The following is a 14,479-nucleotide window of genomic DNA, read 5'->3' on the forward strand; positions in this document are numbered from 1 at the left end:
GGCAACGCTCAGCTGATTCGGCGGCTCACGTAAAGAAAATCAAGTCGCAATCGTGCATTTTAGTCAAGAATCCGCCGAGTGCGCGTCAGGCCACGGTCAGCCGCGGCCAGTGGCCCAGACGCGAGCGGAACAAGGTGCGCTGGCGCTTGGCGTACTGGCGGGAGGCGATGTTGGCGGCCGTCTTTGCGGCCGCCAGAGTCATGTCGCCCTTCAGGTAGGCGATCAGTTCCGGCGCCCCGATCGCCCGCGTCGACAGGTGTGCCGGGTTCCAGCGCGGAAGGTTGGCGCGCGCCTCCTCGAGGGCGCCCTCGGCCAGCATGCGCGCGAAGCGGGCGTCGATGCGGGCGTTCAGCCAGTCTTTCCCGGCCTCGATCACCAGCGGCTGCGCCTGCGCCAGCGGCAAGAGCGGCGGGGGCGTGTCATCCTGCCAGCAGGCGAGGCCGCGCCCGGTGCCGGTCAGCACCTCCCAGGCCCGCTGGATTCGCACAGGGTTGCTCCGGTCGATACGAGCGGCGGTTCTGGGGTCGATTTCTGCGAGCAAGGCCTGCGGCCCTTCGGCGGCAAGACGCCGATTTGCCTCTTCCCTGACCTCCGCGGGAGTCGGGGGGATATCGGCCAGACCCTCGGTCAGCGCGGTGAAGTAGAGCCCGGTGCCGCCGACGATGATCGGCCGCGCATCGCCCGCGAGCAGCGGCGCCAGCTCGCGCAGCCAATGCCCGACGGAATAGTCCGACGCCCAGCCGACATGCCCGTAAAGCGCGTGCGGCGCCCGCGCTTCGTCCTCGGGCCTGGGCCGCGCGGTCAGCACCCGCCAGCCCGCGAAAACCTGAAGCGCATCCGCGTTCACGATGACGCCCCCCTGCGACTCGGCGATGCGCAGCGCCAGTGCCGACTTTCCGCTGGCGGTCGGGCCGGCTATCAGAACCGGGCGATCGGGGTCGAGACGGGGGATCTCCATTGCAGCGGCGAACCTCGTTGGGCGTTGAACCTTGCAGGCTTTTCGGACATTTTGCCGGCAACCGGGAAAGCGCGAAAAAACGAGGCAGAGAGTATGGAAGAGGGCGGGACCGATCAAGCGAAGGACACGGGCGCGGACAACCGCCCGAAGGTGATCTACAAACGTGTCCTGCTGAAGATCTCGGGCGAGGCGCTGATGGGCGACCAAGGCTACGGCCTGCACCCGCCCACGGTCGAGCGGATCGCGCGAGAAGTGAAATCGGTTCGCGATCTCGGGGTCGAGATCTGCATGGTGATCGGCGGCGGCAACATCTTCCGCGGGCTGGCCGGCAGCGCCCAGGGCATGGAACGGACCACCGCCGACTACATGGGCATGCTGGCGACCGTGATGAATGCGCTGGCGATGCAGTCCGCGCTGGAGGGGCTGGGCGTCTTCACCCGGGTGATCAGCGCGATCCGGATGGACGAGGTGGCGGAGCCCTATATCCGCCGCCGCGCCGTCCGGCACTTGGAAAAGGGCCGGGTCTGCATCTTCGCCGCGGGGACGGGCAACCCCTATTTCACCACCGACACGGCGGCGACTCTGCGTGCGAATGAAATGGCTTGCGAGGCGATCTTCAAAGGCACCAAGGTCGATGGCGTCTATGATGCGGACCCATTGAAGGACCCCGATGCCCGCCGTTATGCCGATATCACCTATGACGACGTGCTGCAGAAGAACCTCAAGGTGATGGACGCCTCAGCGATCGCGCTGGCCCGCGACAACGACCTGCCGATCATCGTCTTCAGCCTGGACGAGCCCGGCGGGTTTCGCGGCATCCTCGCCGGGGAAGGCACCTATACAATCGTGCACGGATAGCGCTATAGCACTCGGGGCGCGCGCGATGCGTCCCCGCGACAACGAGAAGAGACCACAGCCATGGCGGATGACGACGACCTTGAGATCGACCTCGACGATCTGAAGCGCCGGATGGACGGCGCGATGAACTCGCTCAAGCACGAGTTCGCCTCGTTGCGCACCGGCCGCGCCTCGGCCAGCATGCTCGACCCAATCTCGGTCGAGGCCTACGGTGCCACCATGCCGATCAACCAGGTCGGCACCGTCAACGTACCCGAGCCTCGGATGGTGACGATCAACGTCTGGGACAAGTCGATGGTCAGCAAGGTCGAGAAGGCGATCATGGAGTCGGGCCTCGGCATCAATCCGCAGACCAACGGCACGATCATCATGCTGCCCATCCCCGAGTTGAACGAGGAACGGCGCAAGGAATTGTCAAAGGTTGCGGCCCAATATGCCGAACAGGCGCGGGTGGCCGTCCGCAACGTTCGCCGCGATGGGATGGAGCAACTCAAGAAAGCCAAGTCCGCAGGGATGAGCGAAGACGATCACAAGATCTGGCACGACGAGATCCAGGATATGACCGACCAGCATATCGCCCAGATCGACAGGGCGCTTGAGGCCAAGCAGCAGGAGATCATGCAGGTCTGATCACCTGTCGGATCGGAAAGGGGGCGGCGTGGCCGCGAAAGACATTCGGGCAAACGGGCCGGCGCATGTCGCGATCATCATGGACGGCAACGGCCGCTGGGCGCAGATGCGCGGGCGGCCGCGCCTGTACGGGCACCAGGCCGGGGCGCGCCGGGTGCGCGAGATCGTCGAATCCTGTCCCTCTCTCGGGATCCGGTACCTCACCATCTTCGCCTTCTCGACCGAGAACTGGAAACGCACGCAGGCCGAGGTGACCGGCCTGATGACGCTGTTCCGCCGCTACATCCAGAAAGAGGCGCAGGAACTGCTGCAGAACGGCGTCCGCGTGCGCTTCATCGGCGACCGCGACCGGCTGGACCCCAAGCTGGTCGAGATGATGCGCCGCCTGGAAGAACTCACCGAAGCCAACGACCTCGTCCACCTGACCATCGCGCTGAACTACGGCGGCCGCGATGAGGTGGCGCGCGCCACCAAGCGGCTCGCCCGCGAGGTGGCCGCCGGCCGGCTGGACCCCGAGGATGTGGATGCCGAGACGCTGGCGCATTTCCTCGACACCTGTCTTCTACCCGACCCCGACCTGGTGATCCGAACCTCCGGCGAGGCGCGGATTTCCAACTTCCTGCTCTGGCAGTCGGCCTATGCGGAATACGAGTTTACGCCGGTGCTGTGGCCCGATTTCACCCGCGACCATTTCGCGGAAATTCTGGACAATTTCGGCACGCGTGAGCGCCGCTTCGGCGCGGTCAGCGCCTGATGGCCGCAAAGGGCGCTTGGGAGGACCTTTCGGCGCGCGTCCTGTCGGGCGCGGCCATGGCGGTTGCGGGGGTGGTGTTGATCGCGCTCGGCGGCGTCTGGTTCGCCGCACTCGCGGCGCTCGTGTCGGGCATCATGGTCTGGGAAGTCGCGCGTATGATGGCGCCCGGTAGCGGCAGCCTGCCGCTGCAGATGGGTCTGCTCTCCGGTGCGGCGGTCCTTGGGGCCTGGGCATTGCCCGGCGTTTTCGCGCTGCCGTTGCTGGCCGCGCCCGCGCTGGTCGGCGCCGGTCGCGTGCCGCGCGACCGCGTGATCTACGCGCTTTACGCATTCGCCATTCTGGTCGCCGGCTACGGGCTGGCCACTTTCCGCGGCGAGCATGGCATGGTCTGGCTGGTCTGGCTGGTGCTGGTCGTGATCGCGACCGACGTCGCGGGCTATTTCGCAGGCCGCTTCATCGGCGGCCCGAAGTTCTGGCCCCGCGTCAGCCCCAAGAAGACCTGGGCCGGCACGCTCGGCGGCTGGTTCGCCGCCGTTCTCATCGGTCTCGTATTCCTGACCTTCACCAATGCCGGGCGCGATCTGCCCTGGATTTCCATGGCGCTGTCCTTCGCGAGCCAGATGGGCGATGCCGCCGAAAGCGCGCTCAAACGCCGCATGGGGGTCAAGGATAGTTCTTCGCTACTGCCCGGCCATGGTGGTCTGTTCGACAGGTTCGACGGTCTGCTGGGCGCGGCGCTCTTCATGCTGCTGGTGGCCCAGTTCGTCTACGTCCCCGAAGTGAGGTTCTAGATCATGCGGCGCATCACGATCTTTGGCGCAACCGGTTCGATCGGCGAGAACACCGTCGACCTGCTGGAGCGGCAGGGGGGCGCCGAAGCCTATGACGTGGTGGCGCTGACTGGCGGGCGCAACGTCGCCCGGCTGGCAGAGCAGGCCCGCACGCTCAGGGCGGATGTCGCGGTGACCGCCTACCCGGACTGTCTGGACGATCTCGAAGCGGCGCTTGCCGGCTCGGGGGTGGAGGCCGCCGCGGGACCCCAAGCCCTGGCCGAGGCCGCCGACCGCCCCGCCGACTGGATCATGTCTGCCATTGTCGGCGCCGCCGGGCTGGTGCCAGGCATGCGCGCGCTGAAACACGGCACCACACTGGCGCTGGCCAACAAGGAAAGCCTAGTCACTGCCGGCCCTCTGCTGCTGGGCACAGCCGAGGCGCATGGCGCGCGAATCCTTCCAGTAGATAGCGAGCATTCGGCGATCTTCCAGGCCCTGGTGGGCGAAGAGATCGACGCGGTGGAGCGCATCATCATCACCGCCTCGGGGGGCGCGTTCCGCGACTGGCCGATCGAGGCGCTGGAAAGCGCCACCCCCGAACAGGCCTCAAGCCACCCGAATTGGGCGATGGGGCAGCGGATCACCGTCGATAGCGCCTCCATGTTCAACAAGGCGCTGGAACTGATTGAGACCAAGGAATATTTCGGCGGCGACCCCGCACGGATCGAGGCCGTGGTGCACCCCGAATCCCTGATACACGCTCTGGTCGGCTTCCGCGACGGCGCGATCATGGCCCATGTCGGCCCGCCCGACATGCGGCACGCCATCGGGTACGCACTGAACTGGCCCGACCGGCGCGACCTGCCGGTGGCACGGCTGGACCTCGCCCAGATCGGGCAACTCAACTTCCGCTCCGCCTGCGAGAAACGTTGGCCCGCCCTGCGCCTCGCCCGAGAGGTGATGGAGGCGGGCGGGCTGACCGGGGCGGCCTTCAACGCCGCCAAGGAAGCCGCGCTCGACGCGTTCCTCGCGCGGCAGATCAGCTTTCCGCGCATGGCCGGTGTTGTCGAGGATGTACTTACGCGCCTTTCGGGCGAGGGCGGCCTGACAAAAATGCAAATCAGCCTTGAGAATGTCCTGGAAGTGGACCATTTGGCACGTCAGGCCGCGGCGGACATCGTGCGCGGATCAGAACGCCAGGGCAGTTATTAGGGCAAGGCAGAACATTTGGATTTCGCATCACTGATCCCGACCTTCGGGAATGTCGTGTTCACCGTCGGCGCCTTCATCGTGGCGCTTTCGATTATCGTGACCGTCCACGAATACGGCCACTACATCGTCGGCCGCTGGTCGGGCATCAAGGCCGAGGTATTCTCGCTGGGCTTCGGGCCGGTTCTGGCCGCGCGCACCGACAAGCACGGCACGCAATGGCAGATCGCGGCGCTGCCGCTGGGCGGTTATGTGCGCTTCATGGGCGATGCGAACGCCGCGTCGGCCAAGGCCGCGCCCGAGGTCGAGGGTATGGATGCCCAGACCCTGCGCCAGACGATGCATGGCGCGCCGCTTTGGGCCCGCACGGCCACGGTAGCGGCCGGTCCGCTCTTCAACTTTGCCCTTGCGATCCTGGTGTTTGCCGCACTTGCCCTTTGGCGCGGCGTCGCGGTCGAACCGCCGACCGTGGCCGAACTGGTCGACCTGCCCCCTGCCGCGATGGAACGTGCCGAACTTGCGCCGGGCGACACAATCGTGGCGCTGAATGGCACACCGACGCCCGATTTTGCCAGATTCTACGACGCGGTGGCGGAAATGACGCCGGGCGAGCCGACAGTCTACACCGTCCGCCGGGATCGGCGCGAGACCGAGGTTGCCGGGCCCTATCCCTTCCCGCCTGTGGTGGATGCCGTGCAGCCGCAGTCCGCCGCGTCCGAGGTTGGCCTGCAAGCGGGCGACGTGGTTGTTGCCGTTGAGGAAGCGCCGATCCGGTCGTTCCGCGAATTGCAGGATCGCGTGGCTGCCACCGAGGGCGCGCCGCTGACGCTCGAGGTTTGGCGCGGGGGCGAGACGCTGTCCTTCGAACTTGCCCCGCGTTCGATGGACATTCCGCTGGCCGATGGCGGGTTCGAAACCCGCTGGCTGATCGGGATGACCGGGGGGCTGGCCTTCGAGGCCGCCCAGCGCACGCCGGGTCCTGGCGAGGCGCTGGCCGAGGGTGTCGACCAGCTCGGCTTCATTCTGCAATCGAGCCTTTCGGGCCTCTATCACATGGTCACTGGCCAGATCAGCTCGTGCAACCTGTCGGGGCCCATCGGCATCGCCGAAAGCTCGGGCGCAGCGGCAAGTCAGGGGCTTGAGAACTTCATATGGTTCATCGCGCTCTTGTCGGCGGCGGTGGGGCTGCTGAACCTTTTCCCGATCCCGGTGCTCGATGGCGGGCATTTGGTGTTCTACCTTTACGAGGGGATCACCGGCCGTCCGCCGAGCGACGCAGCGATGCGCTTTCTGATGGCGGTGGGCTTTGCGCTGCTGATTGCGATCATGGCTTTCGCGCTGACCAACGACATCGTCTGCCCCTGAGCGTCCGTCAGGCGCCGCCGCCCCAATCCCGCCATATTGGCCCTGTAGGGTTCTGTTCAGTATGACCCGGGGCCTATGACGGAGTGTCGCCATGACCCAAGCGATCACAACCCTTCAGGAGGGCTGTCGTGGGCTGAGCCTGTTGTTCAAGCTCGGCTGCGACCGTGTGCTTTTCCCGGCCGCCACCGGGATTGCGCTCAGCCTTTGCGCCTGGCTGATGGCCCAGTGACCCGGCCGGGCCGGCGGCGCGGCGACGCGCCCGCCGGGACCTGCCCTCGGTGCCCCCGCCCGACGCGGCGCGAAGGCTTTTGACAAGGCCGGTCGTAGCCGGTAGCAAAAGGCCAAGCATAAAACGTCAGGGCGGGACGGCGACATGGGGATGATTGCGCGCGAACTCACGACGGCGCGGGGCCGGGCCCGGGCAATAGCGATATCTATTCTCCTTGCTTTTGCGGTTCTTTGCGCGGCGTCCCCGCAGGCATCACAGGCTCAGACCTATCGCTTTTCGTCGGTCGAGGTGAACGGCAATGAGCGGGTCGATGCCGCCACGATCGTGTCCTATGCCGGAATCGCACGCGGAGAGACGGTGTCGGCGGCACGGCTGAACGACGCCTACCAGGCAATCCTCGACAGTGGCCTGTTCGAGTTCGTGGAATTGCAGCCGCGCGGCGGCGTGCTGGTGATCAACGTCACCGAATACCCCACGATCAATCGCATCAACTTCGAGGGCAACCGCCGGATCAACGACGAGGAACTGGCCGCAATCGTTCAGTCGCAGTCGCGCCGCGTCTATTCGCCGAGCGCCGCCGAGGCCGACGCCGCCGTTATCATCGGGGCCTACGAACAGCAGGGCCGGCTGGCGGCCAGCGTCACGCCCAAGATCATCCGCCGCTCGGAAAACCGGGTGGACCTCGTGTTCGAAATCGTCGAGGGCGCGGTGGTTGAGGTTGAGCGGATTTCCTTCGTCGGCAATCGCACCTACTCCGAGCGGCGCCTGCGCCGCGCGCTCGGGACCAAGCAGGCGGGCCTGCTGCGCCGGTTCATCGCCTCGGACACCTTCATCGCCGACCGCATCGAATTCGACAAGCAGGTGCTGCGTGATTTCTACCTGTCGCGCGGCTTCGTCGACTTCCAGGTGCTATCGGTCGCGCCGGAACTCACCCGCAACCGCGACGCCTACCTTCTGACCTTCACGATCCGCGAAGGCCAGCGCTTCAGCTTCGGCGAGATCACCACGGTCTCCGATCTCGACACGGTCGACCCGGTCGAGTTCGAGCGTGCCGTCGCGATGCGCCCCGGCCAGACCTACACGCCCGTCGCCATCGAGCAGACGATTGCCCGGATGGAGCGCCTCGCAAGCCAGAAGGGGCTCGATTTCGTCCGGGTGGACCCGCGGATCACCCGTGACGACCGCGACCTCACGCTGGGGGTGGAATTCGCACTGACGCGCGGGCCGCGCATGTTCGTCGAGCGCATCGACATCGAGGGCAACGCGACGACGCTCGACCGGGTGATCCGGCGCCAGTTCCGTACCGTCGAAGGCGACCCGTTCAACCCCCGCGAAATCCGCGAGGCGGCCGACCGGATCCGCGCGCTGGGGTTCTTTGCCGATGCCGAAGTGACGGCCCGCGAGGGCAGCGCCCCGGACCAGATGATCGTGGATGTCGATGTCGAGGAACAGCCCACCGGCTCGCTAGGATTCGGTCTCAGCTATTCACAGGTGGACGGCGCCGGGGCGGCGATCTCGTTCAGCGAGACGAACTTCCTGGGCCGCGGTCAGTTGCTGAGTTTCAGGGTCGACACCGGCACCGATAATGCGACTTCGCGCTTCACCTTCTCCGAGCCCGCTTTCCTGGGTCGGGACGTGCGCTACAGCTTCTCGGCCGTCTATGCAGAGACTGACGCCCAGTTCGACGCGCTCTACGACACCCGCGTTATCGAGGTGACGCCGATTTCGCTGAGCTTCCCGATCTCCGAGCAAAGCCGGTTCGAGCTGCGCTACACCTTCGGCGAAGGGAATATCCGCAACTACGAGGGCGCCTCTCCGATCATACAGGCGGACGCCGATCGCGGGGCGCTGAGCTATTCCAAGATCGGCTACACGCTCAGCTATGACAGCCGGCGGACCGGCCTGAACCCCAATGCCGGATTCCTGCTGGAGTTCAGCCAAGACTACGCGGGCTTGGGCGGCGACATCGAATACATCGAGACGACTGCGCTGGCCGCCGCGCAAACCACCGCGTGGAACGAGGAAATTACCCTCAGGGCGGAACTTGAAGGCGGCCTGCTTTCGATGCTCGGCAACGAGGACAGCCGACTCATCGACCGCTATTTCCTGAATGGCAAGATCCGTGGCTTCGAGGGCAATGGGCTTGGCCCGCGCGACCTGGGTACGCCCGACGAAGAGGCGCTCGGCGGCAACATGTACGCGGTGGCGCGCTTCGAGGCAGAGTTCCCGTTGGGCTTGCCCGAGGAGTACGGTATTACCGGCGGCCTGTTCGCGGATGTCGGCTCGGTCTGGGACCTGGACAGTCCGGGTGCGGTGGACGACGGTTTCAACCTGCGCTCGGTGGTGGGCGTGTCGGTTTTCTGGGACACGCCGATCGGCCCGTTGCGGTTCAACTTCTCGAACGCGCTCCAGAAGGAAGACTACGACCGCGAGCAGAACTTCGACCTGACGATCTCGACCCGGTTCTAGGGCAATGCGCCTACTGCGCCAGACGGGTGCCGCGACGCTTGTCGCCTTGGCGCTGGCGGCGGGTATGGCCGCCGCGCAGGAAACTGGTGCGGTGTTGCGCAGCCCGATCGTGACACTGGAACGGGAGCGGCTGTTTACCGAAAGCCGCGCCGGCCAAGCGTTGCTGGAGCGGTTGGAGGCCGACAGCGCGGCGCTTGCCGCCGAGAACCGGCGGATCGAGGCCGAGCTCACGGCGGAGGAGCGGGACCTTACGGAGCGGCGCGCCGAGTTGCCGGCCGATGAATTCCGCTCCCTGGCCGAGGCCTTCGACGAGAAGGTGGTGCGCATCCGCCGCGAACAGGACGCCAAGGCGCGCGCACTGTCTCAGCGCCGCGAGACCGACCAGCAGGAATTCTTCCGCGAGGTGCTGCCGCTCCTGGCCGAACTGGTGCGCGAGCGCGGCGCGGTGGCGGTGCTGGAACGGGGCGCGGTCTTCCTCTCGGCGGAGCAGATCGACATCACCGACGAAGCGATTGCGTTGATCGACGCGCGCCTGTCCACCGGAGCTGCGCAACCCAATGAAGCGCCGCCGGAAAGCGGAGGCGGGGCCGAGTAGCGCCGCTTGCCCCCAGCCTGCGGAGTTGCTAGGCCTCTGCCGGGCGCGCGGCGCCCGGCTCGCTAGCGCAAGGAGCTCCCCGAGATGACAAGTTCGCCCGTAGCGGATGCCGATATCCAGCTCATCCAGAAGATCATCCCGCATCGTTACCCGTTCCTGTTGATCGACCGGGTGACGCGGATCGTCCCGAACGAAAGCGCGGTGGGGATCAAGAACGTCACGGTGAACGAGCCGCATTTCCAGGGTCATTTCCCCGGCATCCCGATCATGCCGGGCGTCACCGTCGTCGAGGCGATGGCGCAAACCGCGGCCGTGATGGTGGGACTCTCGCTCGACATGGTGAACAGCGAGATGTTGGTCTATTTCATGGCCATCGACAAATGCAAGTTTCGCCGCAAGGTGGTGCCAGGCGATGTGCTGGAACTGCACATCACGGTGAAGCGCAAGGGCGCGAAGGTCTGGAAATTCGAGGGCGCGGCCATGGTCGGCGACGAGGTCGCCGCCGAGGCCGAGTTCACCGCCATGATGGACAACCCCGGGGACTGAGCCGTATGGTTGTTGATCCTTCCGCCCGCATCCACCCGACGGCGCTAGTCGAGAACGGTGCCGAGATCGGTGCCGGAGCGGTCGTGGGGCCGTTCTCGGTGGTTGGCCCGAAGGTGCGGCTGGCCGCCCGCGTCGAGGTGAAGAGCCATGCCATCGTCACCGGGCTGACCGAGATCGGCGAGGGCACCGTCATCTTCCCCTTTGCCAATATCGGTGACATCCCGCAGGACCTGAAATACGCGGGCGAAGATACCCGCCTAGTCATTGGCGCCCGCAACCGCATCCGCGAAGGGGTGACGATGAACACCGGCACCGCGGGCGGCGGCGGTCTCACGCGCGTGGGCGATGACTGCCTGTTCATGACCGGCAGTCATGTGGGCCACGACGCGCAGGTGGGCAATGGCGTCATCATGGCGAACCACGCGGCATTGGCGGGCCATTGCGTGATCGGCGACGGGGTGATCATCGGCGGGCTTTCGGGCATCCACCAATGGGTGCGCGTGGGCCAGGGGGCGATCATCGGTGCGGTTACGATGGTGACGAACGACGTGATCCCCTACGGCCTCGTGCAGGGCCCGCGCGGTGTCCTTGACGGGCTGAACCTCGTCGGCCTCAAGCGCCGGGGCGTCGCGCGCGAGGAGATCGCGGCACTCCGGGCGGCGTTCCAGAGCCTGGCACAGGGCGAGGGCACCTTCCTCGACCGCGCGCGGCGATTGTCGGAGGATGCAAGCAGCGCCCATGTCCGCGAGATGGTGGATTTCGTGCTTGCCGATACCGACCGCTCTTTCCTGACGCCGGGCTGATGGCCGGTAGGATGGCCCTCATTGCCGGCAAGGGCGCGCTGCCTACGCATCTTGCGCGGGCGCTGGCCACGCAAGATGCGCCCTTCCTGATCGCGCAGGTCGAGGGGGCCGAGATGGAGAATCCCGACGCCCTGCCGGTCGAGACCTTCGCGTTGGAACGCCTCGCGCTGCTTTTCGAGAGGCTTCATGACCGGGGCGTGGACCGCGTGGTTATGGCGGGCGCCATCACCCGGCCGCGGCTCGACCCCGAACGTATCGATCCCCGGACCGCGGCGCTGTTGCCGCGGATCCTGCCGATGTTGGGGCAGGGCGACGATGCCGCCCTGCGCGCCGTTGTCGCGCTGATCGAGGAGGAAGGGTTCGCAGTCGTGGGAGCCGACGCCATCGCACCCGACCTGTTGCCCCCGCCCGGCGTGCCGACGCGCGCGCAGCCCTCCCCAGCCGACAAGAACGATGCCGCACGGGCGGCGAACATCGTCGCCACCCTTGGCGCCGCGGATCTGGGGCAGGGGGCCGTGGTGGCGCAGGGGCTGGGCCTCGCCGTCGAGACGCTCCCGGGCACGGATGCGATGCTGGCCTGGGTTGCGGCGGTCGCCGGGGCCTGCCGGCCCGACCCCGGGGGCGCGAAGGGGGTTGTCTACAAAGCGCCGAAACCTGGGCAAGACCGTCGCGTCGATCTGCCGACTATCGGCCCCGCGACAGTGGAGGCCGCCGCCCGCGCGGGTCTTGCCGGAATCGCGGTCGAGGCGGGCGGCGTGCTGGTGCTGGAGCCCCAGGAAACCGTGGTGCGCGCCGACGCGCGCGGCCTGTTCCTATGGGTGCGCTCGCCATGAGGCTATTCCTCATCGCGGGCGAACCTTCGGGCGACGCTCTCGGCGGTGCGCTGATGGCAGGGCTGAAAGAATTGGCTCCGGAGGTCGAATTCCACGGGATCGGCGGGCCGCGCATGCAGGAGGCGGGGCTCATCAGCCTGTTCCCGATGGAGGAACTGTCGGTTATGGGCATTGCAGAGGTGCTGCCGCGCTACCGCGCGCTGATGCGCCGGATCGGGCAATGCGCCGACGCGGCGGTGCGGTTGTCGCCGGATGCGCTCATCACCATCGACAGCCCCGACTTCTGCCTGCGTGTCGCACGCCGGGTCAAGGCGCGCTCGCGCATCCGCACCGTCCACTACGTCGCCCCGACCGTCTGGGCCTGGCGGCCGCACCGCGCGGCGAAGATGGCCGAAGTCATCGACCAAGTGCTCGCGCTCTTGCCCTTCGAGCCGCCCTACATGGAGGCCGAGGGGATGCGCTGCGATTTCGTCGGCCACCCGGTCGTGGCCGAACCGCGGGCAAGCGCCGACGAGGTCGCCGCCTTCCGCGCGGCCCACGGCATCGCGACTGACACTCCGCTAATCCTCGCGCTGCCCGGTTCTCGCGCCGGCGAGGTTGGCCGCTTTGCGCCCATCTTCGGGGAGTCGCTGCGCCCCGTTCTTTTACGCTACCCGGAGGCGCGCGTGGTCGTGCCTGCCGCCGCGCCCGTGGCCGATTCCGTCGCGCGATTGACCGCCGGCTGGCCCGGTGCGCCGGTGATCCTCGATCCCCGCGGCGCGCCGGCGTCCGAAAAACGCGCGGCCTTCGCCGCCGCAGACGTCGCGCTTGCGGCCTCGGGCACGGTGTCGCTTGAACTCGCGGCGAATGACACGCCCATGGTCATCGCTTATGACATGAACTGGCTCAGCCGCCGGATCATCGCGCGGATGCTGCGGCTCGACACGGTGACGCTGGTCAACATCGTCAGCGAAACCCGCGCGGTGCCGGAATTCCTCGGCGCCGCCTGCCGGCCCGGCGCGATCGCCGACGCGGTGCTGCACCTTCTGGAGGATCCGGCCGCCCGGGCCGCGCAAGCCCAGGCCGCCCGTCTCACCATGGCGCGCCTCGGCGAACACGACGCCCCGCCAGGCTTCCGCGCCGCTCGCGCCGTGCTCGAGGGTCTGGCCTGAGCGTCGGTCTTCTGCTTGGCAAGAACACTCGGCGGCCGACCGCAGGTTCGCGACCGGCGGCAGCGCATCATGCCCCGCGCCAGATCCAGCCGCCGCCGAAGACCCGGCTACCGCCGGTTTCGTAGAAAACGCAGGCCTGGCCGGGGCTCACCCCTTGCTCGGGGGTCAGCAACTCCACCTCGGCCTCGGTTTCCGAAACGGGACGCAGGATCGCCTCGCGCGGCGGGCGGGTGGAGCGCACCTTGACAGAGACGTGCCACTCTGGTCGGGCGGTCAATGGCGTGTCGCCCAGCCAGTTCACCTCGCGCACGGGAACGATGCGGGTGGCCAGCATCTCTTTCGGGCCCACGATCACGCGACGTGTCTCCACGTCCAGCTTCACCACGTAAAGCGGCTCCGACAGACCGCCGATCCCCAGTCCGCGGCGCTGGCCGATCGTGTAGTGGATAACGCCCTCGTGGCTGCCCAGCACCCGGCCATCCGCATGCACGATCTCGCCCGGCTCCGCCGCGCCGGGGCGCAGCTTCTCGATGACGCTGGCATAGTTGCCCTCGGGCACGAAGCAGATGTCCTGGCTGTCGGGCTTGTCCGCCACGGGCAGCCCGTATTTCGCCGCCAGCGCGCGGGTCGCCGCCTTGTCGGGCAGCCCTCCCAACGGGAATCGCAGGTAGTCGAGCTGGTGGCGCGTGGTGGAAAACAGAAAATACGACTGGTCGCGGGTCGGGTCTGCCGCGCAATGCAGTTCTGCCCCGTTCGGCCCCGCCATGCGGCGGATGTAATGCCCGGTCGCCATGCAATCGGCATCCAGATCCTTCGCGGTTTCCAGCAGGTCTCGAAATTTCACCCGCTCGTTGCAGCGAATGCAGGGCACCGGCGTCGCGCCGGCAAGGTAGGACTCCGCGAACTCTTCGATCACCGCCTCGCGAAACGCGTTTTCGTAATCCAGCACGTAATGCGGAAAGCCCACGCGTTCGGCCACGCGGCGGGCGTCGTGGATGTCCCGCCCGGCGCAGCAGGCGCCCTTTTTCGCCAGCGCCGCGCCGTGATCGTAAAGCTGGAGCGTGATTCCCACCACGTCATAGCCTTCTTCGGCCAGTTGCGCGGCGACGACCGAGCTGTCGACACCGCCCGACATGGCGACGAGCACGCGCGTCTCGGCTTCGGGCTTTGCGAAGCCGAGCGAATTCAGGGGGCGGGTCGCCGCATCGAGCGCCATGAGTCGATCCTCCGGGAAGCTGGCTGGAATATAGGAAAATGCGACATACTCTCAACCCTGCGTTTCACGCCCTCTTAAGCAAGCCGGGCC

General features: G+C 67.0%; 15 protein-coding genes. 13 read left to right on the forward strand and 2 right to left on the reverse strand.

Annotated elements, in window-relative coordinates; translation table 11 throughout:
- Window positions 1-85: 85 nt before the first annotated feature.
- Window positions 86-958 (reverse strand): tRNA (adenosine(37)-N6)-dimethylallyltransferase MiaA, encoded by an 873-nt coding sequence (gene miaA / locus BUR28_RS03670; protein WP_074218893.1) that lies wholly within the window; start codon window positions 956-958, stop codon window positions 86-88.
- Window positions 959-1,051: 93 nt separating this feature from the next.
- On the opposite strand from miaA, the gene pyrH reads away from it, so the two are divergent.
- From pyrH to lpxB, 13 genes are all read left to right on the forward strand, one after another.
- Window positions 1,052-1,816 (forward strand): UMP kinase, encoded by a 765-nt coding sequence (gene pyrH, locus BUR28_RS03675; RefSeq protein WP_175566884.1) that lies wholly within the window; start codon window positions 1,052-1,054, stop codon window positions 1,814-1,816.
- Between the two features lie 60 nt (window positions 1,817-1,876).
- Window positions 1,877-2,446, forward strand: a complete 570-nt coding sequence (gene frr / locus BUR28_RS03680; RefSeq protein WP_074218894.1) for a ribosome recycling factor — start codon at window positions 1,877-1,879, stop codon at window positions 2,444-2,446.
- Between the two features lie 28 nt (window positions 2,447-2,474).
- The gene (gene uppS, locus BUR28_RS03685; RefSeq protein WP_256370870.1) at window positions 2,475-3,200 is read left to right on the forward strand and encodes a polyprenyl diphosphate synthase; all 726 of its coding nucleotides are present in this window, start codon (window positions 2,475-2,477) and stop codon (window positions 3,198-3,200) included.
- Window positions 3,200-3,991, forward strand: a complete 792-nt coding sequence (locus BUR28_RS03690) for a phosphatidate cytidylyltransferase (RefSeq protein WP_074218895.1) — start codon at window positions 3,200-3,202, stop codon at window positions 3,989-3,991. Before uppS ends, BUR28_RS03690 begins: the two co-directional genes overlap by 1 nt.
- A gap of 3 nt (window positions 3,992-3,994) precedes the next feature.
- Window positions 3,995-5,185 carry a 1-deoxy-D-xylulose-5-phosphate reductoisomerase gene (gene dxr, locus BUR28_RS03695; protein ID WP_074218896.1) on the forward strand — a complete coding sequence of 397 codons (1,191 nt, stop codon included), beginning with the start codon at window positions 3,995-3,997 and terminating at the stop codon, window positions 5,183-5,185.
- 15 nt (window positions 5,186-5,200) lie between these two features.
- Complete coding sequence (rseP, locus tag BUR28_RS03700) at window positions 5,201-6,547, forward strand: RIP metalloprotease RseP (protein WP_074218897.1); 1,347 nt, start codon at window positions 5,201-5,203, stop codon at window positions 6,545-6,547.
- A 91-nt stretch (window positions 6,548-6,638) separates the two neighbouring features.
- Window positions 6,639-6,776, forward strand: a complete 138-nt coding sequence (locus BUR28_RS19845; RefSeq protein WP_175566858.1) for a hypothetical protein — start codon at window positions 6,639-6,641, stop codon at window positions 6,774-6,776.
- A gap of 150 nt (window positions 6,777-6,926) precedes the next feature.
- Window positions 6,927-9,245: an outer membrane protein assembly factor BamA gene (bamA, locus tag BUR28_RS03705; RefSeq protein ID WP_074221500.1), complete on the forward strand. Its 2,319-nt coding sequence runs from the start codon at window positions 6,927-6,929 to the stop codon at window positions 9,243-9,245.
- Window positions 9,246-9,249: 4 nt separating this feature from the next.
- Entirely contained in the window at window positions 9,250-9,840 is a 591-nt protein-coding gene (locus BUR28_RS03710) for an OmpH/Skp family outer membrane protein (protein ID WP_074218898.1), read from the forward strand.
- A gap of 84 nt (window positions 9,841-9,924) precedes the next feature.
- Entirely contained in the window at window positions 9,925-10,386 is a 462-nt protein-coding gene (fabZ, locus tag BUR28_RS03715; protein ID WP_074218899.1) for a 3-hydroxyacyl-ACP dehydratase FabZ, read from the forward strand.
- Window positions 10,387-10,391: 5 nt separating this feature from the next.
- The gene (lpxA, locus tag BUR28_RS03720) at window positions 10,392-11,189 is read left to right on the forward strand and encodes an acyl-ACP--UDP-N-acetylglucosamine O-acyltransferase (protein ID WP_074218900.1); all 798 of its coding nucleotides are present in this window, start codon (window positions 10,392-10,394) and stop codon (window positions 11,187-11,189) included.
- Between the two features lie 11 nt (window positions 11,190-11,200).
- Entirely contained in the window at window positions 11,201-12,022 is an 822-nt protein-coding gene (locus BUR28_RS03725; protein ID WP_254813680.1) for an LpxI family protein, read from the forward strand.
- The gene (lpxB, locus tag BUR28_RS03730) at window positions 12,019-13,173 is read left to right on the forward strand and encodes a lipid-A-disaccharide synthase (protein ID WP_074221501.1); all 1,155 of its coding nucleotides are present in this window, start codon (window positions 12,019-12,021) and stop codon (window positions 13,171-13,173) included. Before BUR28_RS03725 ends, lpxB begins: the two co-directional genes overlap by 4 nt.
- A gap of 67 nt (window positions 13,174-13,240) precedes the next feature.
- Here lpxB and mnmA read toward each other — a convergent pair whose 3' ends face one another.
- Complete coding sequence (gene mnmA, locus BUR28_RS03735) at window positions 13,241-14,389, reverse strand: tRNA 2-thiouridine(34) synthase MnmA (protein ID WP_074218902.1); 1,149 nt, start codon at window positions 14,387-14,389, stop codon at window positions 13,241-13,243.
- Window positions 14,390-14,479: the final 90 nt, after the last annotated feature.

This window comes from Rhodovulum sp. ES.010 (assembly GCF_900142935.1).
Taxonomy (GTDB): Bacteria; Pseudomonadota; Alphaproteobacteria; order Rhodobacterales; family Rhodobacteraceae; genus Rhodovulum.

What these genes read in the sequence shown, in the direction of transcription:
- miaA (WP_074218893.1), bottom strand. Translation starts at nt 958, where the DNA reads ATGGAGATCCCCCGTCTCGACCCCGATCGCCCGGTTCTGATAGCCGGC.
- pyrH (WP_175566884.1), top strand. Translation starts at nt 1,052, where the DNA reads ATGGAAGAGGGCGGGACCGATCAAGCGAAGGACACGGGCGCGGACAAC.
- frr (WP_074218894.1), top strand. Translation starts at nt 1,877, where the DNA reads ATGGCGGATGACGACGACCTTGAGATCGACCTCGACGATCTGAAGCGC.
- BUR28_RS03690 (WP_074218895.1), top strand. Translation starts at nt 3,200, where the DNA reads ATGGCCGCAAAGGGCGCTTGGGAGGACCTTTCGGCGCGCGTCCTGTCG.
- dxr (WP_074218896.1), top strand. Translation starts at nt 3,995, where the DNA reads ATGCGGCGCATCACGATCTTTGGCGCAACCGGTTCGATCGGCGAGAAC.
- BUR28_RS19845 (WP_175566858.1), top strand. Translation starts at nt 6,639, where the DNA reads ATGACCCAAGCGATCACAACCCTTCAGGAGGGCTGTCGTGGGCTGAGC.
- bamA (WP_074221500.1), top strand. Translation starts at nt 6,927, where the DNA reads ATGATTGCGCGCGAACTCACGACGGCGCGGGGCCGGGCCCGGGCAATA.
- BUR28_RS03710 (WP_074218898.1), top strand. Translation starts at nt 9,250, where the DNA reads ATGCGCCTACTGCGCCAGACGGGTGCCGCGACGCTTGTCGCCTTGGCG.
- fabZ (WP_074218899.1), top strand. Translation starts at nt 9,925, where the DNA reads ATGACAAGTTCGCCCGTAGCGGATGCCGATATCCAGCTCATCCAGAAG.
- lpxA (WP_074218900.1), top strand. Translation starts at nt 10,392, where the DNA reads ATGGTTGTTGATCCTTCCGCCCGCATCCACCCGACGGCGCTAGTCGAG.
- BUR28_RS03725 (WP_254813680.1), top strand. Translation starts at nt 11,201, where the DNA reads ATGGCCCTCATTGCCGGCAAGGGCGCGCTGCCTACGCATCTTGCGCGG.
- lpxB (WP_074221501.1), top strand. Translation starts at nt 12,019, where the DNA reads ATGAGGCTATTCCTCATCGCGGGCGAACCTTCGGGCGACGCTCTCGGC.
- mnmA (WP_074218902.1), bottom strand. Translation starts at nt 14,389, where the DNA reads ATGGCGCTCGATGCGGCGACCCGCCCCCTGAATTCGCTCGGCTTCGCA.